Annotated in this window: 21 protein-coding genes; 11 read left to right on the forward strand and 10 right to left on the reverse strand. The window is 72.1% G+C overall.

The genetic code is table 11. The features are described 5' to 3' along the window. Nucleotides 1-341: 341 nt before the first annotated feature. Nucleotides 342-1,502, reverse strand: a complete 1,161-nt coding sequence (locus BM430_RS08920; protein ID WP_093566905.1) for a zinc-binding metallopeptidase family protein — start codon at nt 1,500-1,502, stop codon at nt 342-344. 313 nt (nt 1,503-1,815) lie between these two features. Between BM430_RS08920 and BM430_RS08925 the strand changes: the two genes are divergently transcribed. The 3 genes from BM430_RS08925 to BM430_RS08935 are packed head-to-tail and all read left to right on the forward strand — an operon-like array spanning nt 1,816 to nt 8,622. Then, entirely contained in the window at nt 1,816-5,067 is a 3,252-nt protein-coding gene (locus BM430_RS08925; protein WP_093566906.1) for a transglutaminase family protein, read from the forward strand. A gap of 11 nt (nt 5,068-5,078) precedes the next feature. Continuing rightward, nucleotides 5,079-7,718 (forward strand): circularly permuted type 2 ATP-grasp protein, encoded by a 2,640-nt coding sequence (locus BM430_RS08930; protein WP_244539395.1) that lies wholly within the window; start codon nt 5,079-5,081, stop codon nt 7,716-7,718. A 13-nt stretch (nt 7,719-7,731) separates the two neighbouring features. Next, nucleotides 7,732-8,622 (forward strand): transglutaminase family protein, encoded by an 891-nt coding sequence (locus BM430_RS08935; protein ID WP_093566907.1) that lies wholly within the window; start codon nt 7,732-7,734, stop codon nt 8,620-8,622. A 362-nt stretch (nt 8,623-8,984) separates the two neighbouring features. Here BM430_RS08935 and BM430_RS08940 read toward each other — a convergent pair whose 3' ends face one another. Beyond that, nucleotides 8,985-9,275: a hypothetical protein gene (locus tag BM430_RS08940; protein ID WP_093566908.1), complete on the reverse strand. Its 291-nt coding sequence runs from the start codon at nt 9,273-9,275 to the stop codon at nt 8,985-8,987. A 177-nt stretch (nt 9,276-9,452) separates the two neighbouring features. Here BM430_RS08940 and BM430_RS08945 point away from each other — a divergent pair, with 177 nt between their 5' ends. Further along, nucleotides 9,453-9,707, forward strand: a complete 255-nt coding sequence (locus BM430_RS08945; RefSeq protein ID WP_093566909.1) for a hypothetical protein — start codon at nt 9,453-9,455, stop codon at nt 9,705-9,707. Here BM430_RS08945 and BM430_RS08950 read toward each other — a convergent pair. After that, complete coding sequence (locus BM430_RS08950) at nt 9,688-9,942, reverse strand: DUF6894 family protein (protein WP_093566910.1); 255 nt, start codon at nt 9,940-9,942, stop codon at nt 9,688-9,690. The genes BM430_RS08945 and BM430_RS08950 overlap by 20 nt on opposite strands. Then, entirely contained in the window at nt 9,942-10,655 is a 714-nt protein-coding gene (locus tag BM430_RS08955) for a Crp/Fnr family transcriptional regulator (RefSeq protein ID WP_093566911.1), read from the reverse strand. The genes BM430_RS08950 and BM430_RS08955 overlap by 1 nt, the downstream gene beginning before the upstream one ends. A 312-nt stretch (nt 10,656-10,967) precedes the next feature. On the opposite strand from BM430_RS08955, the gene BM430_RS08960 reads away from it, so the two are divergent. Next, complete coding sequence (locus BM430_RS08960; RefSeq protein ID WP_177302987.1) at nt 10,968-11,345, forward strand: response regulator; 378 nt, start codon at nt 10,968-10,970, stop codon at nt 11,343-11,345. A gap of 29 nt (nt 11,346-11,374) precedes the next feature. Here the strand turns inward: BM430_RS08960 and BM430_RS35210 are convergent, their stop codons facing one another. Then, nucleotides 11,375-11,590, reverse strand: coding sequence for a hypothetical protein (locus BM430_RS35210; RefSeq protein WP_244539396.1), 216 nt, complete (start codon nt 11,588-11,590; stop codon nt 11,375-11,377). A gap of 35 nt (nt 11,591-11,625) precedes the next feature. On the opposite strand from BM430_RS35210, the gene BM430_RS35215 reads away from it, so the two are divergent. After that, nucleotides 11,626-12,117, forward strand: a complete 492-nt coding sequence (locus tag BM430_RS35215; protein ID WP_244539397.1) for a Crp/Fnr family transcriptional regulator — start codon at nt 11,626-11,628, stop codon at nt 12,115-12,117. Here the strand turns inward: BM430_RS35215 and xth are convergent, their stop codons facing one another. After that, entirely contained in the window at nt 12,118-12,909 is a 792-nt protein-coding gene (xth, locus tag BM430_RS08970) for an exodeoxyribonuclease III (protein WP_093566913.1), read from the reverse strand. It abuts the gene before it with no gap. A gap of 106 nt (nt 12,910-13,015) precedes the next feature. Here xth and BM430_RS08975 point away from each other — a divergent pair, with 106 nt between their 5' ends. From BM430_RS08975 to BM430_RS08990, 4 genes are all read left to right on the forward strand, one after another. Continuing rightward, complete coding sequence (locus tag BM430_RS08975; protein WP_093566914.1) at nt 13,016-13,696, forward strand: hypothetical protein; 681 nt, start codon at nt 13,016-13,018, stop codon at nt 13,694-13,696. 106 nt (nt 13,697-13,802) lie between these two features. Further along, entirely contained in the window at nt 13,803-15,125 is a 1,323-nt protein-coding gene (locus BM430_RS08980; protein ID WP_093566915.1) for a homoserine dehydrogenase, read from the forward strand. Between the two features lie 157 nt (nt 15,126-15,282). Beyond that, nucleotides 15,283-16,281 carry a class II fructose-bisphosphatase gene (gene glpX, locus BM430_RS08985; protein ID WP_093566916.1) on the forward strand — a complete coding sequence of 333 codons (999 nt, stop codon included), beginning with the start codon at nt 15,283-15,285 and terminating at the stop codon, nt 16,279-16,281. 104 nt (nt 16,282-16,385) lie between these two features. Further along, on the forward strand, nt 16,386-16,835 hold the full coding sequence (locus tag BM430_RS08990) for a GNAT family N-acetyltransferase (RefSeq protein WP_093566917.1): 450 nt from the start codon (nt 16,386-16,388) through the stop codon (nt 16,833-16,835). A 125-nt stretch (nt 16,836-16,960) separates the two neighbouring features. Here the strand turns inward: BM430_RS08990 and BM430_RS08995 are convergent, their stop codons facing one another. The 4 genes from BM430_RS08995 to BM430_RS09010 form a co-directional block, all read right to left on the reverse strand. Next, nucleotides 16,961-17,842 carry a tetratricopeptide repeat protein gene (locus BM430_RS08995; protein WP_093566918.1) on the reverse strand — a complete coding sequence of 294 codons (882 nt, stop codon included), beginning with the start codon at nt 17,840-17,842 and terminating at the stop codon, nt 16,961-16,963. 250 nt (nt 17,843-18,092) lie between these two features. After that, a complete protein-coding gene (locus tag BM430_RS09000) occupies nt 18,093-19,223 on the reverse strand; it encodes a 5-(carboxyamino)imidazole ribonucleotide synthase (protein ID WP_244539398.1) in 1,131 nt (376 codons plus the stop codon). Then, complete coding sequence (gene purE, locus BM430_RS09005; RefSeq protein WP_093566919.1) at nt 19,220-19,717, reverse strand: 5-(carboxyamino)imidazole ribonucleotide mutase; 498 nt, start codon at nt 19,715-19,717, stop codon at nt 19,220-19,222. The genes BM430_RS09000 and purE overlap by 4 nt, the downstream gene beginning before the upstream one ends. Nucleotides 19,718-19,829: 112 nt before the next feature. Further along, complete coding sequence (locus BM430_RS09010) at nt 19,830-20,048, reverse strand: YdcH family protein (protein ID WP_093566920.1); 219 nt, start codon at nt 20,046-20,048, stop codon at nt 19,830-19,832. A 218-nt stretch (nt 20,049-20,266) separates the two neighbouring features. Here BM430_RS09010 and BM430_RS09015 point away from each other — a divergent pair, with 218 nt between their 5' ends. Further along, nucleotides 20,267-20,452: a YdcH family protein gene (locus tag BM430_RS09015; protein WP_093566921.1), complete on the forward strand. Its 186-nt coding sequence runs from the start codon at nt 20,267-20,269 to the stop codon at nt 20,450-20,452. The last annotated feature ends 96 nt before the right edge of the window (nt 20,453-20,548 follow it).

A 20,548-nucleotide genomic window follows, 5' to 3' on the forward strand; every position in this document is an offset into this window, starting at 1 on the left:
CGCGACCTTCGGTGAGCAAGGAGCTGTAAGCACGGCCAAGGCCAGAGCAGGATGAGGGACCTGGGACCAGGACACTCCGCCACGTCATCGCGCGTCACAGCGCGTCGGGATGTTGGGAGCCTGGTTCTTCGCAAGGAACGCTTGTGCGCACCCCTTGGTGGCCCGCCGTCGTCCTCGTCGCATCAACCGCGGCGGCACGACGGCATCAGAGGCCGGATACATGACTGCTCCTGAACCGACTGGCTCAAACCGATGCTCACAAACCCTTGCGAAACGGGGGCCGTCCATACATGACGATGGAGGGTGTCAGGGTTGTCGGTCGAAAGCTGGCTCGTTCGCCCTCACGCCGAGCGCGGCGCCGCCACCCGGTGGCGCAGGCCGGCGATCACCGCCCGCAGGGTGCCCGCCTCGTTCTCCAGCGCGTCGGTGCGGGCGTAGATGCGGTCGTGCACGAAGGAGAGCTTGCCGATCGTCGCCGGCGTCATCCGGAACGGGTACAGGTCGGGCTGGCCCATGCTGCGGTTGAGCGAGTTCATCGCGAAGGTCAGCGGCAGCCAGGCCTCGATCAGCCGACCGAAATCCGGGCTGCGATAGGGGTCGAAATCGACCTTGGCCGCGAGCGTGATCGGCGCGTGCAAGGCCGGCCCGGCCTGGAGCTTCGGCTGCACCCGCACGCCGAACTGCGCCGCGGTCTCCAGCGTGTCGACGATGTGCATGTAGTGGGCCCAGGTCTCGGCGAAATCCTCCCAGGGGTGGGAGGTGGCGTAGGCCGAGACGTAGGTCTCCTGCCAGCCCTCGTCCGGGCCGTGGGCGTAGTGGCGCTGGAGCGCGGCGCCGTAATCGGCCCGCTCGTCGCCGAACACGGTGCGGAAACCCTCCAGGCACGGATCGGCCCGTACCAGCACGTTCCAGAAATAATGCCCGATCTCGTGGCGGAAGTGCCCGAGGAGCGTGCGGTAATGCTCGCCGAACTGCGTGCGCCGGCGCTCGCGCTCGACGTCGTCGGCCTCGGCGATGTTCAGCGTGATGAGGCCGTTGTCGTGCCCGGTGAGCACCGGCGGGCCGATCAGGTAGGACTCCGCCGGGTCGACCAGGAAGTCGAAGGCGAGGCCGGCTGGGTCGTCGCGCCGGGACGCGAGCGGCAGGCGCAGGCACCGCATGGCGTAGAACAGCCGGCGCTTGGCCGCCTCGACCTCGCGCCAGCGGGTCCGGTTCCAGGGAATCGACAGGTCCGGCACCACCCGGTTGTGGCGGCAGGCGACGCAGTAGGTCTCCCCCGAGCCCGCCGGCACCAGCCAGTTGCAGCCTCCTGACTCGCGGTTGCCGCAGGCGCGGTACTTGCGGCGCGGGTCGGCGAGCCCGCGCCAGCGCGAGCCGGCCTTCAGCATCGCCGTCATGTCGCAGAGGTCGGGATCGTAGCCGAGGCGGCACTCGCAACTCTCGCACGAGTCGGCTTCGAAATGGGCCGGCTGCGCGCAGGCCTGGCACTGGAAGATCTTCATCGCGGCGTCCGGACAGGCCCCGTGGAACGCCCGGGCGGGGCCTGCCTCACCAAGGAGCTTCGCCCGGCAGAGGTTCCGTTCCCGGCGGCACGGGACTTGCCTCATTTTTTCGCCCTGCCGCCCGTGATCAGGCTTCGAGATGACGCAGAGAGACGCGAGGCCCGTTCAAAGGACGCCGTCCGTGGAGCGACGCGGCGGCTGACGCGGGCCCGGCCAAGGTGTATGAGGCCAAGGCTGGATTCCACGGAACGCGCACGGACAGGCCGGCGGGCGCACCCCCCTCATCTCACCAAGCAGAAGGTTCGGACTCGCCGTGTCGATCAAGGCCGCCCTGCACCACGTCACGTCCTACACCTACGACCGGCCGATCGCGCTCGGCCCGCAGGTGGTGCGCCTGCGGCCGGCGCCGCATACGCGCTCGCGGATCGAGAGCTACGCCCTCAAGGTCACGCCGGCCAACCACTTCGTGAACTGGCAGCAGGACCCCAACGGCAACTGGCTCGCCCGCCTCGTCTTCCCCGAGAAGACGACCCAGTTCCGCATCGAGGTCGACCTCGTCGCCGACATGTCGGTGATCAACCCGTTCGACTTCTTCGTCGAGGACTACGCCCAGACCCGGCCCTTCGCCTATCCGGACGAGCTGAAGGCCGAGCTCGGCCCCTATCTCGCCGTCGAGGAGGGCGGACCGGAGATCGACGCCCTGATGGCGCGGCTGCCGGAAGAGCCGAACACCGTGCTCTTCCTGGTGGCGCTGAACGCGCTGGTGCGCGACGCGGTGAACTACGTCGTCAGGATGGAGCCGGGGGTGCAGACCCCGGCCGAGACCCTCGCCAAGGCCAGCGGCTCGTGCCGCGACTCGGCCTGGCTGATGGTGCAGGTGCTGCGGCGCCTCGGGATGGCCGCCCGCTTCGTGTCCGGCTACCTGCTCCAGCTCGTGCCCGACACCACCGCGGTCGACGGGCCGGCCGGGACCTCGACCGACTTCACCGATCTCCATGCCTGGGCCGAGGTCTACGTGCCGGGCGCCGGCTGGATCGGCCTCGACGCCACCTCGGGCCTGCTCTGCGGCGAGGGCCACATCCCGCTCGCCGCGACCCCGCATTACCGCTCGGCGGCGCCGATCGCCGGCCTCGCCGAGCCGGCCGAGGTCGCGTTCGACTTCGGCATGACGGTGACCCGCGTCGCCGAGGCGCCGCGGGTGACCAAGCCCTTCTCCGACGAGGCCTGGGCCGCCCTCGACGCGCTCGGCGACCGGATCGACCGCGACCTCGCCGACGAGGACGTGCGCCTGACCATGGGCGGCGAGCCGACCTTCGTGTCGGTCGACGACTTCGAGGCGCCGGAGTGGAACGCCGCCGCGGTCGGGCCGACCAAGCGGGGCTTGGCCGACCAGCTGATCCGCCGCCTGCGCGACCGTTTCGGCCCCGGCGGCTTCCTGCATTACGGCCAGGGCAAGTGGTATCCGGGCGAGAGCCTGCCGCGCTGGGCCTTCGGCCTGTACTGGCGCAAGGACGGCGAGCCGGTCTGGCGCAACGCCGACCTGATCGCCTCCGAGACCGGGCCGCGGAATGCCGGCATCCAGGAGGCCGAGGCGCTGATCCACGGTCTCGCCCGGCGGCTCGGTCTCGAAGCTTACGTCCAGCCGGTCTTCGAGGACCCGGAATACTGGGACCGCAAGGTCGCCGACCTGCCGGTCAACGTCACGCCCCTCGACCCGAAGGTCGGCGACGAGGAATCGCAGCGGCGGATGGTTCGGGTCTATACCCGCGGGCTCGAGAACGCGGTCGGCTTCGTGCTGCCCCTCGCCAACGTGGCGATCGGCGCCGACCGGCACTGGGTCTCGGAGCCGTGGCAGCTCAAGCGCGGCGCGATCTACCTGGTGCCGGGCGATTCCCCGGCGGGGTTCCGCCTGCCGCTCGCCTCGCTGCCCTACGTGCCGCCGGGTGAATACCCGTATTACGTGCCGCAGGATCCGGTCGAGCAGCGCGGGCCGCTCCAGCCCGGCGCCGCCACCGCGGCCCCGCGCAAGCCCGTGCCGGTCGGCGTCGCGGTGCGCACGGCGCTCGCGGTCGAGCCGCGGGACGGGGTGCTGTGCGTGTTCATGCCGCCGGTCGAGCGGGTGGACGAGTACCTGGGCCTGCTCTCGGTCCTGGAGGAGGCCGCGGCCGAGATCGGCCAGCCGCTCCACGTCGAGGGCTACGAGCCGCCCTACGATCCGCGCCTGTCGGTGATCAAGGTCACGCCCGATCCCGGCGTGATCGAGGTCAACGTGCAGCCGGCCCGGACCTGGCGCGAGGCGGTCGAGATCACCACCGGCCTCTACGAGGATGCCCGCCAGACCCGGCTCGGCGCGCAGAAGTTCATGACCGACGGGCGCCATACCGGCACCGGCGGCGGCAACCACGTCGTGCTCGGCGGCGCGACCCCGGCCGATTCGCCGTTCCTGCGCCGGCCCGACCTGCTGAAGAGCCTGGTGCTGTACTGGCAGCGCCACCCGTCCCTGTCCTACCTGTTCTCGGGCCTCTATGTCGGCCCGACGAGCCAGGCGCCGCGGATGGACGAGGCGCGCCACGACGGGCTCTACGAGCTCGAGATCGCGCTCGCCCAGGTGCCGCCGCCGAACGGGCCCGAGGTGCCGCTCTGGCTCGTCGACCGGCTGTTCCGCAACATCCTGACCGACGTCACCGGCAACACCCACCGGGCCGAGATCTGCATCGACAAGCTCTACTCGCCGGACGGGCCGACCGGCCGCCTCGGCCTCCTGGAGTTCCGCTCCTTCGAGATGCCGCCGGACGCGCGGATGAGCCTCGCCCAGCAGGTGCTCCTGCGCGCCCTCGTCGCCTGGCTGTGGCGCGAGCCGCAAGGTGGCGGGTTCGTGCGCTGGGGCACGGCCCTGCACGACCGCTTCATGCTGCCCCACTTCCTGTGGGAGGACTTCCAGTCGGTGCTGGGCGACCTTACCCACGCCGGCTACGCCTTCGATCCGGCCTGGTATGAAGCGCAGGCCGAGTTCCGCTTCCCGCGCTACGGCGAGGTCGAGCGCGGCGGGGTCAAGCTCGAGCTGCGCCAGGCGCTCGAGCCCTGGCACGTGCTCGGCGAGGAGGGCGCCATCGGCGGCACGGTGCGCTACGTCGATTCCTCGGTCGAGCGCCTGCAGGTCAAGGTCTCGGGCTACGTGCCGAGCCGGCACGTCGTCACCTGCAACGGCCGGCGCCTGCCGATGGCCGATACCGGCCGCTCCGGCGAGGCGGTGGCGGGCCTGCGCTTCAAGGCCTGGCAGCCGGCCTCGTCCCTGCACCCGACGATCCCGGTCCACGCGCCGCTGACCTTCGACGTGCTCGACACCTGGAGCGGGCGCTCGCTGGGGGGCTGCGTCTACCACGTCGCCCATCCGGGCGGGCGCAACTACGAGACCTTCCCGATCAACACCTACGAGGCGGAAGGCCGCCGCCTCGCCCGCTTCCAGGAGAACGGCCACACCCCGGGCCGGGTCAGCGTGCCGCCGGCGGAGACGCAGCGCGAGTTCCCCCTGACCCTCGACCTGCGCACGCCCCAGCTCCGGTGAGTGACGCCCCGGTGAGCGACGCCTCGGTGAGCGAGGCTCCGATGAACGAGGCGCTGGCGGCGGCGGGGGTCCCGGCGCCGGCCCGTCCCGACGTGTCACGCGAGGATGTGCCGCGCGAGGATGTGCCCCGAGAGGATGGACCGCAGGGGGACGGGCCGCAGGAGAGCGGCTCGCGAGAGGACGGGCCGGAGGAGCGGCTGGCGCGCTGGACCGCGGGCTACGCCGCCCTGCCGGACCTGCCCGACGAGCTGCTCGCTCCGGACGGGTCCTTGCGCCCGGCCTGGGACCGGTTCCTGCGCCACCTCGCCGGGCTCACCGACGGCGAGATCGCCGCCCGCCTCGCGGCGGCCGGGCGGCACATCCACGAGACCGGCATCGCCTACCGGGCCTACGGCGAGGCGACCGAGCGCGACTGGCCGATCGGCGCCCTGCCGCTCCTGATCGAGGGATCGGAGTGGCAGGCGATCGCCGCCGGGGTGGCGCAGCGCGCCGAGTTGCTGGAGGCGGTGCTGACCGACCTCTACGGCGACGGCGCGCTCGCCCGGGCCGGCCTGCTGCCGGCCGCCGCCGCTGCGGGCGATCCGGAATTCCTGCGCCCCCTCGTCGGCGTCGCCCCCCCGGGCGGGCGCCACCTGCACTTCTACGCCGCCGACCTCGCCCGCGGGCCGGACGGCGCCTGGCGGGTGCTCGCCGACCGGACCCAGGCGCCGTCGGGCGCCGGCCACGCCCTCGAGAACCGCCTCGTCATGGCCCGGGCCCTGCCGGAGGTCTACGGTGCGCTCGACGTCGAGCGCGTCGCCTCGTTCTTCCAGGCGTTTCGCGACGGGCTCGCGGCGGCGGCGACGCGGGCCGAGCCGCGCATCGGCCTGATGACCTCGGGGCCCTACAGCGACACTTACGTCGAGCAGGCGGTGCTCGCCCGCTATCTCGGCTTCTCCCTCGTCGAGGGTGACGACCTGCTGGTGCGCGACCGGCTGGTGTTCATCCGCACCGTCGCCGGCCTGAAGCGGGTCGACGTGCTGTGGCGGCGCATCGACGGCGACTTCGTCGATCCCCTCGAACTCAATCCCGCCTCCCGCCTCGGGGCTCCCGGCCTCGTCGAGGCCCTGCGCTCCGGCGCCGTGGCGATGGGCAACATGCCGGGCACCGGCCTCGTCGAGAGCGCCTGGCTCGCCGCCTCGCTGCCGGCCCTGTGCGAGCGCCTGCTCGGCGAGCCCCTGCGCCTGCCCGGCCTGCCGACCTGGTGGTGCGGCGAGCCTGACCATCGCGCGGCCGTGCTGGAGCGGTTCGACTCCCTCGCCTTCCGGCCGGCCGCGGCGCCGGCGCAAGGCGCCTTCACCAGCCGGGCCTTCGGCGAGGGGCGCGACGCGGCCGAGACCGCGCGCCTGCGCGCCGTCCTGCGCGACCGGCCGGGCGACCTCGTCGCCCACGAGCCGGTGCGCCTCTCCACCGCCCCGGTCTGGGACGGCACCCGGCTCGTGCCCCGGCCCTTCGTGCTCCGGGTCTTCGCCGCGGCGACCCCGGAGGGCTGGCAGGTCATGCCCGGCGGCTTCTGCCGCATCTCCGAGACGCCGGACGTGCGCCCGGTGGCGATGGGGGCGGGGGTCCGCGCCGCCGACGTCTGGGTCCTGTCCGACAGCCCCACCGCCGCCCAGGCGAGCCTGCTGCCGCCGAGCGACCGGGTGGCGGTGCGCCGGGTGCCCGGCCTCCTGCCGAGCCGGGCCGCCGACAACCTGTTCTGGCTCGGCCGTCATCTGGAACGGGCCGAGGCGGTGATCCGCCTCACCGCCTGCCTCCTCGACGGGGCCGGCAGCGTCTCGATGGCGCCGGAGGACCGCGCCACCTCGGGCCGCATCCGCGCCCTGCTGCACGCCTGGGGCGCCGTGCCCTCGGCCGAGGGGCCGGCGGCGGCCCTCGCCCACCACGCCCTCTCGGACGGGGGGCAGTGGGGCTCGGGCCTGTCCCACGCCCTCTCGGCCCGGCGCAACGCGGCTTCCTTGCGCGAGCGGCTCTCGGGCGAGACCTGGCGGGCGCTCTCGGCCCTGCGCGAGGTGCTGGAGGCGCCGGACGGCGCCGATTCGGAGGCGGCGCTCCTCGACCGGGCCGAGCGCGCCCTGTCGCTGACCGCGGCGCTCGCCGGCCTCGCCCAGGAGAACATGAACCGGGCCGGCGGCTTCACCTTCGTCGACATGGGCCGGCGGGTCGAGCGGGCGGTCAATGCCTGCCGCTTCGCCCTCGATTTCGGCGCGGCGGGGGCGAGCACCGACGATCTCGGGGTGCTGCTCGACCTCGTCGATTCCCGCATCTCCTACGGGGCGCGCTACATCCTGGGCGTGGCGCTCGCGCCGGTGCGCGACATGGTGCTGCTCGACCCCTACAACCCGCGCTCCCTCGCCTTCCAGGTCGAGCGCCTGGCCGAGCGCCTGTCCGGCCTGCCGCCTTTGCGCCAGGACGGGGTGGCGGAGCTGCCGGTGCGGCTCGTCGCCGGCCTGTCGGGCGAGATCGCGGCGGCGGAGGCCGCGACATTGCCGCTCGCGACGGTGGCGGAGTGGGAGATGCGGCTGTGGGGGATCGCCGAGGCGGTCGGCGCCCGCTACTTCCCGGGCGGGTCGGACGCTGCCCGGCCCGAGAACCTCACCACCCTGGCGTGATCTCCCCGCATCGATGCTCTACCGCCTGCGCCACCTGACGGCCTACGCCTACCGCAACCCGGTGGGCTTCGCCCGCTGCACCCTGCGCCTCGCGCCGGCGGCGGGGGAGGGGCAGGCGCTCCTGTCGCACGAGGTGGTGGTCGAGCCCGCGCCGCCGAATGCGACCGAGCGCACCGACTTCTTCGGCAACCGCGCGGTCTTCCTCACCGTCGAGACGCCGCACCGGGAGTTCCGGATCGACGCGCTCTCCCGCGTCCGGGTCGAGCGGCCGCCGCTGCCCGACCCCGCGACCGGACCGGCCTGGGAGGAGGTGCGGGAGCGGGTGCTGACCTGGCCCGGCCTCGGTCCCGACGCGGCCCTGCATTTCGCGGCGCCGAGCCGGCGGGTGCCGGTCCTGCCCGAGATCACCGACTACGCCCGGGCGAGCTTCCCCCCCGGGGGCGGCGCCTATGCGGGCGCCTTCGACCTGATGCGCCGCATCCGGGCGGATTTCGCCTTCGATGCGGAGGCGACCGAGGTCGGCACGCCGCTCAGCCAGTCCTTCGCCGGGCGCCGCGGCGTGTGCCAGGACTTCTCCCACATCATGATCGCGGCTCTCAGGGGCCTGGGCCTGCCGGCGGCCTATGTCAGCGGGTACCTGCGCACCCTGCCGCCCCCGGGACAGAAGCGGCTGGAGGGGGCGGATGCCAGCCACGCCTGGGTGTCGGTCTGGTGCGGGGAGGGGTGGATCGGCCTCGATCCCACCAACGGCATCGGCGTGCAGGACGACCACATCGTCGTCGCCCGCGGCCGCGACTACGGCGACGTCGCGCCGGTCGCCGGCATCATCGCCGGATCGGGCGCGCAGAGCCTGCGGGTCGCGGTGGACGTGGTGCCGGAGGAGGAGGAGTGCGGGCCGGGCTGATGCGCTAGACTTCGGGGAGACGGAGGTCCCGGCCCGCGGGTGCGACACCAGCCGAGTGCCGCCGTTCAGGGCGGGACAGGGCCGGCGTGGCGAGGGGAACACTGGGCCGGTTTCGGGGCCCCGTCCTCAACCTGGATCAATCTCCGGCGATTTCGGGCCAGCCGCGCGACGATCCTTGCGTCATCGCCGTCGCAAAGCGGAGCCGTGACGATATCGATTGTCCGATCTTATCGTTCTTGCTGTAATCAGGAGCAGCTGCGTTCCCCTCTCCAGGCGATGCCAGGCTTGGCCGGCCTCGGCTGAAGAGGGGATCTCGCGATTCAACCTGGCGGCTCGGTGCTGGAGAAGGCGCAGTCCCGATCCTATCGCGGCGCGCCCCGACCCGGCTCGCCCGCTCCCGTCGCGCTGCCGCCGGCACGCTCGCCGGGCGGCACCGCCGCCGCGCCCGTGGTGCCCGTGCCGAGGCTGCTGTGGCCGGCGCCCTTGCCACTGTCCTGGCTGATGCCCGGCTGGCCGGCGGCGCCGGTGCTGTTCGGGCTGCCGGACCCTGCGCCGAACGCACCGCCCCCGCCGGACCCTCCGCCCGTTCCCTGCGCCGCCGCGAGCCCGGTGCTGCCGGCGACGAGGGCGACGGCGATCATCATGGTCTTCATGTCCCGATGCCTCATCGTGAGAGGAGGCCCGCCGGTGGCGGGCGTCGGAGGCAATCGGTGCCGGCTGCTCGCGTTCCGGGAGGCAGCCATACCCGCCGGGAGGCAGCCATGCCCGCCGGGAGGCAGCCATGCCGCAGGCGCACCAGAACCAAGCAAGCCGCGCGTCGTTGCCCCGCCATGGAACTCACGCTCCAGCCCGTGCACGTCAGGACCGGGGACGAGGCCGAGCGGGGATTGCTCGTCTTCGTCGACGGCGCCCTCGCGGCGGTGCTGGTCTGTCTCTCCGACGCCTATGGCGAGGAGGCCGGCGAGTGGTTCCTCGAAGCGGGTTTCGGCAGCCTCGCCTCGCCGCAGCCACAGATCTTCTCCGATCTCGACGCCGCCGAGACCTGGATCGCGCGGCGGCTCGGGGCTAGTCCTCGTCCTCCCTGACCGTGTCGGCGAACGGCACGCTCATCACCGGGCGCCCGTCCTCGTCCGTCACCTCGAAGGTGCAGGTGAACCAGTCCCGCACCGCGTCGAGCCGCACCCGGGCGATCAGGTCGCGGGCGACCGCCAGCGCATGGGCGCGCGCCTCGTCCGGCCCGGCCAGCGCATCCCCCTCCGGATCCGTCGCGAGGCCGTCGGGGCCGGGGCCGTGCCGGAGGTGGAAGAAGTAGCGCGGCATCAGGCGCCCTCGATCAGGCGGGCGTATTCGGCCTCCGGCGTGCCGTAGCTGCCGTTCGTCAGCGCCATGAGCTTGTCGCGGTCGAGCACCTCGATGCGCCGGCGCTTGGCCCGGATGCGGCCGGCGCCCTCCAGGTTCTGGATCGCCAGCGTGACCCCCGCCCGCTGCACCCCCAGCATCATCGACAGGAAATCGTGCGTGAGCACCAGCTCGTCGCCCTCCGTCCGGTCGTGGCACATCAGCAGCCAGCGCGCGAGGCGGCTCTCGAGGCTCAGGGAGGCGTGGGCGTAGGCGGTCTGGGTGATCTGGACGATCAGAGTGTGGACGTAGCGCAGCAGCAGGCGGCGCAGGGCCGGGCTCTCGTCGAGTGCGGCGCAGAAGGCCTCCCGACCGATGCTTAGGCCCTCGCCCGACAGCTGGACGAAGTAGACGTGCGGCGTGGTGGTGCAATCGAGCCCGACCGGCACCGCGCCGACCAGGCCCTCGCTGCCGACGAGGCCGACCTCGATCCGGCGGTCGTCGTGGGCGGTCGAGATCGAGACCATGCCGGTCTCGAGGAAGAGCAGGTCGTCCACCGGCGCGTCCGGGGCGATCACCACCTCGCGCAGCTGCAGCGCGATGGGATCGAGGTGGGGCTGCAACCGCGCGAAATCCTCGGGGGCCATGGCCCGCAGGAGGCGATTGCGCAGGATCGATTGTCGGAGCTGCGGCACGGATTCCTCCTCGCGGATCGACGGGTCGGCATCCTCTGCTGACGAGACACCTCGGCGTCAGCTGGCGGTTTGTCTTCGAATATTAAAGGGATTTATTCCTATAAATAAATGATTATAACAAATGATATGCGATCTAACATTTGATATTCACATCCATCGCTTTCGAAATCACACGCTAAATCGGAACCCTCATCGCCTCGTGCCATTGTACGATACAACACCGAACCACGCGATCTCTTACGATCGCCGCCGCCTGCCCCTATAGATCTTCGTAACGGCGCGCGTCCGCGAGCAGGCACGGGAGGGGCGAACTTGCGACGGGACGACCATCATCCGACGGTCCTGCTGGTCGAGGAGGATCCCCTGGTCGGCCTCGCGGTCGGCGACACGCTGGCGGAGGCCGGCTACCGGGTCGCCGGGCCCCTGGCGAGCCAGGACGAAGCCCTGGCCTGGATGGCCCAGGGAGCGCCCGACCTCGCGATCCTCGACCTCCCGCTCCGTGACGGCGACGGCAGCCGCCTCGCCCAGGCGCTGCGGGAGAGCGGCGTGCCGTTCCTGGTTCATGCCGACAATGCGCGCGACGCCGCGTCCTGCGCCGAGCTGCGCGCCGCGCCCCGACTGACCAAGCCGGCCTGGCACCGGGACCTCGTCCTGGTGCTCGGCCAGCTCGCCCGCGAGGCGCGACCATGATGCCGACATCCGCGACGCTGACGATCCACTCACCCGCCGCACCGTCCCCGGGCGGGCACCCGCTCCACCCGATCGTGCGCAAGCTCGCGGCCTACCATCCCCTCGAGGCGGAGGAGCAGGCCGCGCTCGCGGGCTTGAGCACCGGCGGGCAGCGGGTCGAGGGGCGCCACGACCTCCTGGTCGAGGGGGCGGCGCCCGACAGCGCCGTCCTGGTCCTGGAGGGCATCGCCTGTCGCTACCGCCATCGCCCGAGCGGTCGCGCCAGATCACCGGCTTCCTCGTGCCCGGCGATCTCTGCGACCCCGACCTCGCGCATCTGGGCCGGATCAATCACGGCGTCGGCACCCTCGGGGCCTGCCGGATCGCCCGCATCCCCCGGGAGGTGCTGGCCGACCTCGTCGAGCGGTATCCCGGGATCGCCCGGGCCCTGCGCTGCGCCAAGCTCGCCGAGGAGGAGACGACCCGCGAATGGGTGATGAATCTCGGCTGCCGCTCGGCGGTCGAGCGGGTGGCGCACCTCCTGTGCGAGCTGCACGAGCGGTTGCGCATCGTCGGCTGGGCGACGAAGGGCGGCTACGACCTCGCCTTGACGCAGCAGGACCTCGCCGACACGACCGGCCTGTCGAACGTCCACGTCAACCGGGTGCTGCGCCAGCTGCGCCTGATGGGTCTGGTCGAGGTCGGCGGCCGGCGGGTCGACATCCTCGACCTGCCGGGCCTCCAGGCCGTCGCCGAGTTCCAGGCCGACTACCTGCGGCCCGCCTCGGGCTGATCAGCCGAGATCCAGCTCCACCGTCACCGGCACGTGGTCGGAGGGTTTTTCGAGGCCGCGCAGGTGCTTCTGCACCGAGGCCGAGATCAGGCGGTCGAGGGCCTGCGGCGAGAGCAGCAGGTGGTCGATCCGGATGCCCTGGTTGCGCGGCCAGCAGCCGGCCTGGTAGTCCCAGAAGCTGTAGACGCCCGGCCGGCCGTCGCAGGCGCGCAAGGCATCGGTGAAGCCCTCGTTGATCAGGCTGCGGAACGCCGCCCGGGTCTGGGGCAGGAACAGCGCGTCATTCACCCAGGCCGCCGGATCGGCGACGTCCTCGGGCTCGGGGATCACGTTGTAGTCGCCGGCGAGCACCAGCACCTCTTCCCGCGCCCGCAACGCGACGGCATGGGCCTGGAGCCGGCGCATGAAGGCGAGCTTGTAGTCGTATTTCGGCGTGCCGACGGGGTTGCCGTTCGGCAGGTAGATCGAGGCCACCCGCACCGGCACGGTCGCGGTCGGGATCACCGCCTCGATGTAGCGCGCCTGCTCGTCGGCGGCGTCGCCCGGCAGGCCGCGGCGGATCTCCTGGAGCGGCAGCGGCCGGCGGGCCAGCAGCGCGACGCCGTTGAACGCCTTCTGGCCGTGGGTCGCCACCACGTAGCCGGCCTCCTCGATCTCGGTGCGGGGAAACGCGTCGTCGACGCATTTCAGCTCCTGGAGGCAGACCACGTCGGGCTGCGCCTCGGCCAGGAAGGCCAGGAGGTGCGGCAGACGCTGCTTGACCGAGTTGACGTTCCAGGTGGTGATCCGCATCGCGTCCCGCGCCGCTCGTGAACCGCTACTGCCGTGAGGGTCCGTCATCGGGGTTTCGCGCCGCGCTGGCAAGCCGCGGGACGGCGGTGGGGTGGGGACGGACGGAATGGCGTTCGACTGGTGGGATCCGGTGCGCGACTATTGCGAGCGCACCGGGCCGGAGCTGTGGGCCGAGCCCTTGAACGCGGTCTCGAACGCCGCCTTCGGGGTCGCCGCGTTCCTGCTGCTGCGGCGCAGCCGGACGCCGGACCCGGTCGCCGACGGCTTCGCCTGGCTGATCGGGCTGATCGGCCTCGGCAGCGCCCTGTTCCACACCCTGGCGGTGGAGTGGTCGGCGCTCGCCGACGTGATCCCGATCGCGCTCTTCATCCACGCCTACTTCTTCCTGGCGCTCCGGCGCTTCCTCGGGCTCTCCGCTCTCGCGGCGCTCATCGGCACCCTCGCTTTCGCGGCGGCAGCCGCATTCTTCGAGCCCGTCCTGTCGGAGCTCGCCGGGCGGCCGCTCGGGCCGCTCACCAACGGCTCGGTCGCCTACGCCCCCGCGGCCCTCGCGCTGTTCGGCGTCGGGCTCGCCTCGCTCCGGTTCGGCCGGCGCGAGGGCGCCGCGCTCATCGGGATCGGGGTGCTGTTCCTCGCCTCGCTCACGGCGCGCACGCTCGACGCCGCGCTCTGCCCCTTCGTGCCGTTCGGCACCCACTGGCTCTGGCACCTCCTGAACGCGTGCGTGCTCTCCGGCCTGGTGCGGGCGGCCCGCCGCGCGGGGCCGCCTGACGCGAGTGTCGCCTGACGCAAGGTGCCGCCTTCCTTGCACGGGTCCGGAAACCGTTGCAGAAGGACCCCGCCGCGGGGCCGCGACATTCGCGCACCGCGCCTGCCTGCCCGGATTGTTCGCCATGACTCAAGCCCTCCGCCTCGGCATCGCCGGCCTCGGCACCGTTGGAGCCTCCGTCGTCCGCATGGTCGCGCGCCGCGCGGATGCGATCAGCGCCACCGCCGGGCGGCCGGTCCGGGTCACCGCCGTCGCCGCCCGCGACCGCACCCGCGACCGCGGCCTCGACCTCGAGGGCGTGACCTGGTTCGACGATCCCGTCGCGCTCGCCCGCTCGGCCGAGGTCGATTGCGTGGTCGAGCTGATCGGCGGCGCGGAAGGGCCGGCGCGCGAGACCGTCGAGGCGGCGCTCGCCGCGGGCAAGCACGTCGTGACCGCCAACAAGGCGCTGCTGGCGCGTCACGGTCCGGCGCTGGCCCGCGCGGCGGAAGCATCGAACGTCGCGCTCGCCTTCGAGGCCTCGGCGGCCGGCGGCATCCCGGTGGTCAAGGCCCTGCGCGAGGCGCTCGCCGGCAACCGGATCTCGCGGGTCTACGGAATCCTCAACGGCACCTGCAACTACATCCTGAGCCGGATGGAGCTGGAGGGCCTGACCTTCGAGGCCTGCCTGAAGGACGCGCAGGCCCTCGGCTACGCCGAGGCCGACCCGACCTTCGACGTCGAGGGCTTCGACACCGCCCACAAGCTCGCGATCCTGACGAGCCTCGCCTTCGGCACCGAGCTCGACGCCGAGGGCGTCTCGGTCGAGGGCATCTCGGCGATCACCCCGCTCGACCTGCGCATGGCCGACGAGCTCGGCTACCGGATCAAGCTCCTCGGCGTCGCCGAGGCGACGGCGGGCGGCATCGAGCAGCGGGTCCACCCGACCATGGTGCCGAAATCCTCCGCCATCGCCCAGGTGATGGGTGTGACCAACGCCGTCACCATCGACACCGACGCGCTGCGCGAACTCACCCTGATCGGCCCCGGCGCCGGCGGCGAGGCCACCGCCTCGGCGGTGGTCGCCGACATCGCCGACGTGGCGGCCGGCCGCACGCCCCCGGCCTTCGGCCGTCCGGTGGCGGCGCTGACCGCCCCGGTGCGGGCCGAGATGCAGCGCCACGAGGGCGGCTACTACATCCGCCTGACCGTCCACGACCGCCCCGGCGTCGCCGCCGGCGTCGCGACCAAGATGGCCGAGCGCGAGATCTCGCTCGAGAGCATCCTCCAGCACCGCTCGGAGAACGCGGTGGCCCGCGACCGCCACGGCCGCTCGGGCCTGCCGGTGCCGCTGGTGCTGATCACCTACGCGGCGACCGAAGCGGCGATCCGCGAGAGCCTCGACGCGATGGCGGCGGACGGCCTCCTCTCCGAGCCGCCGCAGCTCATCCGCATCGAGCGCGAGTAGGCCGGCCGGTCGCCGTGACGAGCGATGGATTGAACGGGACTAACATTCCCGTGCAATCCACCGCCGGACCGACGGCCGATTGATAAAATTCAGTTCAGCGGCGCCGGTTTCTCCTCTAAGACCCGGCCCGAACGATCAGCACGAGGATCACGAACGCATGTCGGACGCCAAGAAGCCGGGGCCGAGCCAGGTCATCGAGCGCATCCTGACCCTCGAACTGGTGCGCGTCACCGAGCGGGCCGCCGTGGCCGCCGCGCGCCTGCGCGGCCAGGGCAACGAGAAGGCCGCCGACCAGGCCGCCGTCGACGCGATGCGCCGCGAGCTGAACCGCCTGCCGATCGACGGCACCGTCGTGATCGGCGAGGGCGAGCGCGACGAAGCCCCGATGCTGTTCATCGGCGAGACCCTCGGCAACGGCTCGGGCCCGAAGGTCGACATCGCGGTCGATCCGCTCGAGGGCACGACCCTCTGCGCCAAGGACATGCCGGGCTCCGTCGCCGTGATGGCGATGGCCGAGGGCGGCACCCTGCTCGCCGCCCCCGACGTCTACATGCACAAGATCGCCATCGGCCCGGGCTACCCGGTCGGCACCGTGCATCTCGACGCGAGCCCTGAGGAGAACATCCACGCGCTCGCCAAGGCCAAGGGTGTCCCGCCGGCCGAGATCACCGCCCTCGTCCTCGACCGGCCGCGCCACACCGACCTGATCGCGGCGATCCGCCGGACCGGCGCCGGCGTGCGCCTGATCTCCGACGGCGACGTCGCCGGCGTGATCTTCACCACCATGCCGGAGGAGACCGGCATCGACATCTATCTGGGCATCGGCGCCGCCCCCGAGGGCGTGCTGGCGGCGGGCGCGCTGCGCTGCATCGGCGGCCAGATGCAGGGCCGCCTGATCCTCGACACCGAGGAGAAGCGCGACCGTGCCGCCAAGATGGGCGTCTCTGACCCGAACCGCCTCTACTCCCTCGAGGATCTCGCTCGCGGCGACGTCGTGGTGGCGATGACCGGCGTGACCGACGGGGCGCTGGTCAAGGGCGTGAAGTTCGGCCGCAGCACGATCCGCACCGAGACGGTGGTCTACCGCTCGCATACCGGCACCGTGCGCCGGATCGAGGCCGAGCACCGCGACTTCGACAAGTTCCACCTGAAGTAGGATTTTTCGGAGCGGGGCCGCGCGGTCGATCTGCGCGGCCCCTTGATCCTGCGATCGTTCCCCGCGACCCTGCCGGCGATTCTCCCCGACAGGACCGCCGCCGGATGCCGACCCCCACCATTCGCCCGCTGCGCCCCGACGAGCGCGCCGCCTGGGACCCGCTCTGGCAGGGCTACCTCGCCTTCTACGGCGCGACCGTCGCGCCGGAGGTCACCGACCTCACCTGGGCCCGCCTGCACGACGCGTCGGAGCCGATGCACGCCCTCGTGGCCGAGGGGGAGGACGGCGCGGTGATCGGCCTCGTCCACTACATCTTCCACCGCTCGACCTGGACCGCCGGGCCGTACTGCTACCTGCAGGACCTGTTCACGGCGCAAGCGGCGCGCGGGCAGGGGGCCGGGCGTGCCTTGATCGAGGCGGTCTACGCGGCGGCGCGCGAGGCCGGGGCGAGCCGGGTGTACTGGCTGACGCAGGAAGCCAACGTCACGGCGCGGGCGCTCTACGACACGGTGGCGGACCGGCCGGGGTTCATCCAGTACCGGAAGATCCTCTGAGCGCTACGACGCTCCGAACCCTCCCCCGCAGAGGGGGGAGGGTTATGCCCTGCGCGACCGCCGATATGAAAAAGGCTCCCGGCATGCCGCCGAGAGCCCCGCAATCTGCAAAATTCGGGTGCTCCCTACCGGAACAGCGACGCCATCCCGCCCTGCATCCGCCCCAGGCCCTGCTTGGCGACCTGGTTGCCCTGGTCGATCGCGATGGCGCGCTGGTAGCTCTCCGTCGCCTCCTGGCGGCGGTTGGTCTTCTCGTAGGCGAGGCCCCGGTAGGCCCAGGAATCCGCGTCCTTGTTGTTGACGTTCAGCGCCGCGTTGTAGTCCTCGATCGCCTTGTCGTACTGGTTCGTCGCGATCAGGCTCTGGCCGCGGGCGGCGTAGGGCGCGGCCACGAAGGGATTGCGGTCGATGGCGGCGTCGAAGTCGCCGATCGCGGCGCGGTGCTGCCCTTGGGCCTGCCGCACCAGGCCGCGGGCGTGGTAGGCCTCGGCCGATTCCGGCGTCAGGCGGATCGCCAGGCTGAGATCGCTGTAGGCGGCCTCGAAGTTTCCTTGCGCCCGCTGCAGGTTGGCCCGGCCGATATAGGCGGCGGTGTAGTTCGGGTCGGCGTTGATCGCCTTCGAGAAGTCCTGGAGCGCCGCGTCGTTGCGGCCCGACTGGCGGTAGGCCAGCGCCCGGTTGCCGTAGGCCGAGGCCGAGTTCGGGTCGAGCTGGATCGCCTTGGTGAAGTCGGTGATCGCCGAGTCGAAGTTGCCCGCCCGGGCATAGGCCGCGCCGCGGGTGTTGTAGGCCGCCGCATCGCTCGGGTTACGCTGGATCACGTCCGACAGCGAGGCGATGTTGACCTCGGTCGCGCCGGACTTGTCGGCCTCGACCACCGCGAATTGCCGCGTCGCGGTGGCGCGGCTGACGGTGTCGCAGCCGGCGAGCGCCAGCGCGGTCAGCACGGTCGCCCCCAGCACCCGGGCCGCCGGTGTCACGCGGCTCAAGCCGATCACGTTGTTCATCGCCCGCTCCCCCGGGGCGGCGCATCCACGTCGCGCCGCGCACCTTCGCCATTCGCACGCACGCGCCGCCAAAAACCGCGGTCCCGGTGCCGGAACGACCATTCCGGATCGGGGTGAACGCCGGCTTAAAGCGATGCGCCCCCGACGCTTGTGCGGGCCGATGTGGCGAAGGTGTGGCCCCCGGCGCCGCAACGGCAGGGGAGGGGTCCGTGCCGGCGCGGGTGTGGCCGCAAGGCCGCAGTCCGGGCCCTCAGGCGCCGGTCGTGACCCGGGTGAGGTGGCCCATCTTGCGGCCGGGGCGGGCCTCGCCCTTGCCGTAGAGATGGAGGTGGCTGCCCGGCTCGGCGAGGATGCGGGTCCAGTCGTCGGCCTGGTCGCCGATCAGGTTCAGCATCTCGACCGACCTGCCGGTGAGGGCGGCACTCCCGAGCGGCCAGCCGCAGATCGCCCGGACGTGCTGGGCGAATTGCGAGGTCTCGGCCCCCTCGATGGTCCAGTGGCCGGAATTGTGCACCCGCGGGGCGATCTCGTTGACCACCACGCTCGCGCGGCCATCCGCCCCGCGCACCAGGAACATCTCGACCGCGAGCACGCCGACATAGTCGAGCGCGTCCGCGATGGTGCGGGCGATTCCGATCGCCTCCGCGGCGGTCTCCGGCGCCATGCCGGGGGCCGGCACGATCGTGCGGGCGAGGATGTGGTGGCGGTGCTCGTTGGCGCAGGGGCTGAAGGCCGAGAAGCCGCCTTCCGCGTTGCGGGCGGCCACCACCGACACCTCGGCCTCGAAGGCGACGAAGCCCTCGAGGATGCAGGGCTGGTCGCGCAGCGAGGCCATCACGGCGGCGGGGTCGGAGACGGCGTCGCGCAGCATCACCTGCCCCTTGCCGTCGTAGCCGAAGCGCCGGGTCTTCAGCACCGCCGGCAGGCCGATCTCCCGTATGGCCTGGCTAAGACCCGCCGCGTCGTCCACCGCCCGGAACGGGGCGACCGGGATGCCGAGGCCGGAGACGAAGCTCTTCTCGGTCAGCCGGTCCTGCGTCGTCGCCAGCGCCGAGGCGCTCGGATGCAGCGGCCGGCGGGCGGCCAGGATCTCGGCCGTTTCGCTCGGGATGTTCTCGAACTCGTAAGTCACCACGTCGACGGATTCGGCGAAGGCCTGGAGCGCCGCCGCGTCGCCGTAAGCGGCGACCGTGCGCCGGCCCGCCACCTCGAAGGCCGGGCTGTCGGGATCGGGGCAGTAGACATGGCATTTCAGCCCGTACTGCGCCGCCGCGACCGCGATCATGCGGCCGAGCTGGCCGCCGCCGATGATGCCAATGGTCGCGCCTGGCGCGATGGGGCCGATGCTCGGCCCTGGGGCGATGAGGGGCGTGCGGCTCACGGGGCGCTCGTGTCCGGGTGCTCGGCCACCGCGGCGCTCTGGCGGGCGCGCCAGGCGTCGAGGCGCTGGGCCAGGTCGTCGTCGGTCAAAGCGAGGACGGCGGCGGCGAGCAGCGCCGCGTTGACGGCGCCGGCCCGGCCGATGGCGAGCGTGCCGACCGGGATGCCGGCCGGCATCTGCACGATCGACAGGAGGCTGTCCTGGCCCGACAGCGCCTTCGATTCGACCGGCACGCCGAAGACGGGCAGCGGCGTCATCGCGGCGGCCATGCCGGGGAGGTGGGCCGCGCCGCCGGCGCCGGCGATCACCACCCGGAATCCGGCGGCCTTGGCGCCCTTGGCGAAGGCGACCAGGCGGTCCGGGGTGCGGTGGGCCGAGACGATGCGGGCCTCGTACGGAATGCCGAGCGCGTCGAGGGTCTCGGCGGCGTGGCGCATCGTGGCCCAGTCGGACTGGCTGCCCATGATCACCGCGACGGGGGGCGCTGCCGCCATCGTCAAGCGCATCCTCTAGAAAGCGCTGCTGGCCGCGAGCGGGCCGCAGCCGGTCGTTGTGCAGTAGCGGTGCGTTTGCCTTCACGCAAGCAGCGCCAGGCGCCCGTGCCCGTCAGGCGATGATGTCCGGGGTGAGCTGGTCCTCCAGGAAGGAGATGCGGTCGCGAAGCGCCAGCTTGCGCTTCTTGAGGCGCTGGAGCTGCAGCCGGTCGCCGGCCATCACCCCCGACAGGGCCTCGATCGCGTCGTCGAGGTCGCGATGCTCCTCCTTCAGACGCGACAGCTCGGTCTCGTACTCCGCCGTCGATTCCGCACTCAACTCGAACGCCATCGCCGCCCCAAGTCCTCGGAGATATGCCCCTGGAGATATGCGGTCGAGCATGAACCAGGCCCCGGCCTCCGGCAAGGGCGCGCGCGGGGTTGTGCAGCCCCTCCGGGGGCCCGCCCGACTGCGGCGCATTACGCAGGTGCAGCATCAAATCTCTTCGACATCGGCCGCGGCCTATGGCAGGTTGGGTGTGTCACCTACATGACAGGAGGCAATGGCTGATGTCGCTGCACACGCATCTCACCGAGCTCGAGCGTAAGCACGAAGCCCTGGAGCGCGAGATTCAGGACGCAATCACCCACCTCTCCACCGATGACTTGCGAATTGTAGAGCTTAAGCGGCGAAAGCTTCACCTGAAGGATGAGATCAGTCGTCTACGGACGACCTCCACCCGCGTGATGCACTAGCCCAGAAAACGCCCCTGAGTGCCGCCGCGTCAGCGTTCGGCGCGGCGGCTCCTGACCTTGAACGACGACGGATCGAGCGGCGGGGCCCCGGAGGGC

The organism is Methylobacterium sp. 174MFSha1.1, from assembly GCF_900116815.1.
Lineage (GTDB): Bacteria > Pseudomonadota > Alphaproteobacteria > Rhizobiales > Beijerinckiaceae > Methylobacterium.

Coding starts and splice junctions, on each gene's coding strand:
- BM430_RS08920 (WP_093566905.1), bottom strand. CDS start 1,502: ATGAAGATCTTCCAGTGCCAGGCCTGCGCGCAGCCGGCCCATTTCGAA.
- BM430_RS08935 (WP_093566907.1), top strand. CDS start 7,732: ATGCTCTACCGCCTGCGCCACCTGACGGCCTACGCCTACCGCAACCCG.
- BM430_RS08940 (WP_093566908.1), bottom strand. CDS start 9,275: ATGAAGACCATGATGATCGCCGTCGCCCTCGTCGCCGGCAGCACCGGG.
- BM430_RS08945 (WP_093566909.1), top strand. CDS start 9,453: ATGGAACTCACGCTCCAGCCCGTGCACGTCAGGACCGGGGACGAGGCC.
- BM430_RS08950 (WP_093566910.1), bottom strand. CDS start 9,942: ATGCCGCGCTACTTCTTCCACCTCCGGCACGGCCCCGGCCCCGACGGC.
- BM430_RS35210 (WP_244539396.1), bottom strand. CDS start 11,590: ATGGCGGTAGCGACAGGCGATGCCCTCCAGGACCAGGACGGCGCTGTC.
- xth (WP_093566913.1), bottom strand. CDS start 12,909: ATGCGGATCACCACCTGGAACGTCAACTCGGTCAAGCAGCGTCTGCCG.
- BM430_RS08975 (WP_093566914.1), top strand. CDS start 13,016: ATGGCGTTCGACTGGTGGGATCCGGTGCGCGACTATTGCGAGCGCACC.
- BM430_RS08980 (WP_093566915.1), top strand. CDS start 13,803: ATGACTCAAGCCCTCCGCCTCGGCATCGCCGGCCTCGGCACCGTTGGA.
- glpX (WP_093566916.1), top strand. CDS start 15,283: ATGTCGGACGCCAAGAAGCCGGGGCCGAGCCAGGTCATCGAGCGCATC.
- BM430_RS08990 (WP_093566917.1), top strand. CDS start 16,386: ATGCCGACCCCCACCATTCGCCCGCTGCGCCCCGACGAGCGCGCCGCC.
- BM430_RS08995 (WP_093566918.1), bottom strand. CDS start 17,842: ATGAACAACGTGATCGGCTTGAGCCGCGTGACACCGGCGGCCCGGGTG.
- purE (WP_093566919.1), bottom strand. CDS start 19,717: ATGGCGGCAGCGCCCCCCGTCGCGGTGATCATGGGCAGCCAGTCCGAC.
- BM430_RS09010 (WP_093566920.1), bottom strand. CDS start 20,048: ATGGCGTTCGAGTTGAGTGCGGAATCGACGGCGGAGTACGAGACCGAG.
- BM430_RS09015 (WP_093566921.1), top strand. CDS start 20,267: ATGTCGCTGCACACGCATCTCACCGAGCTCGAGCGTAAGCACGAAGCC.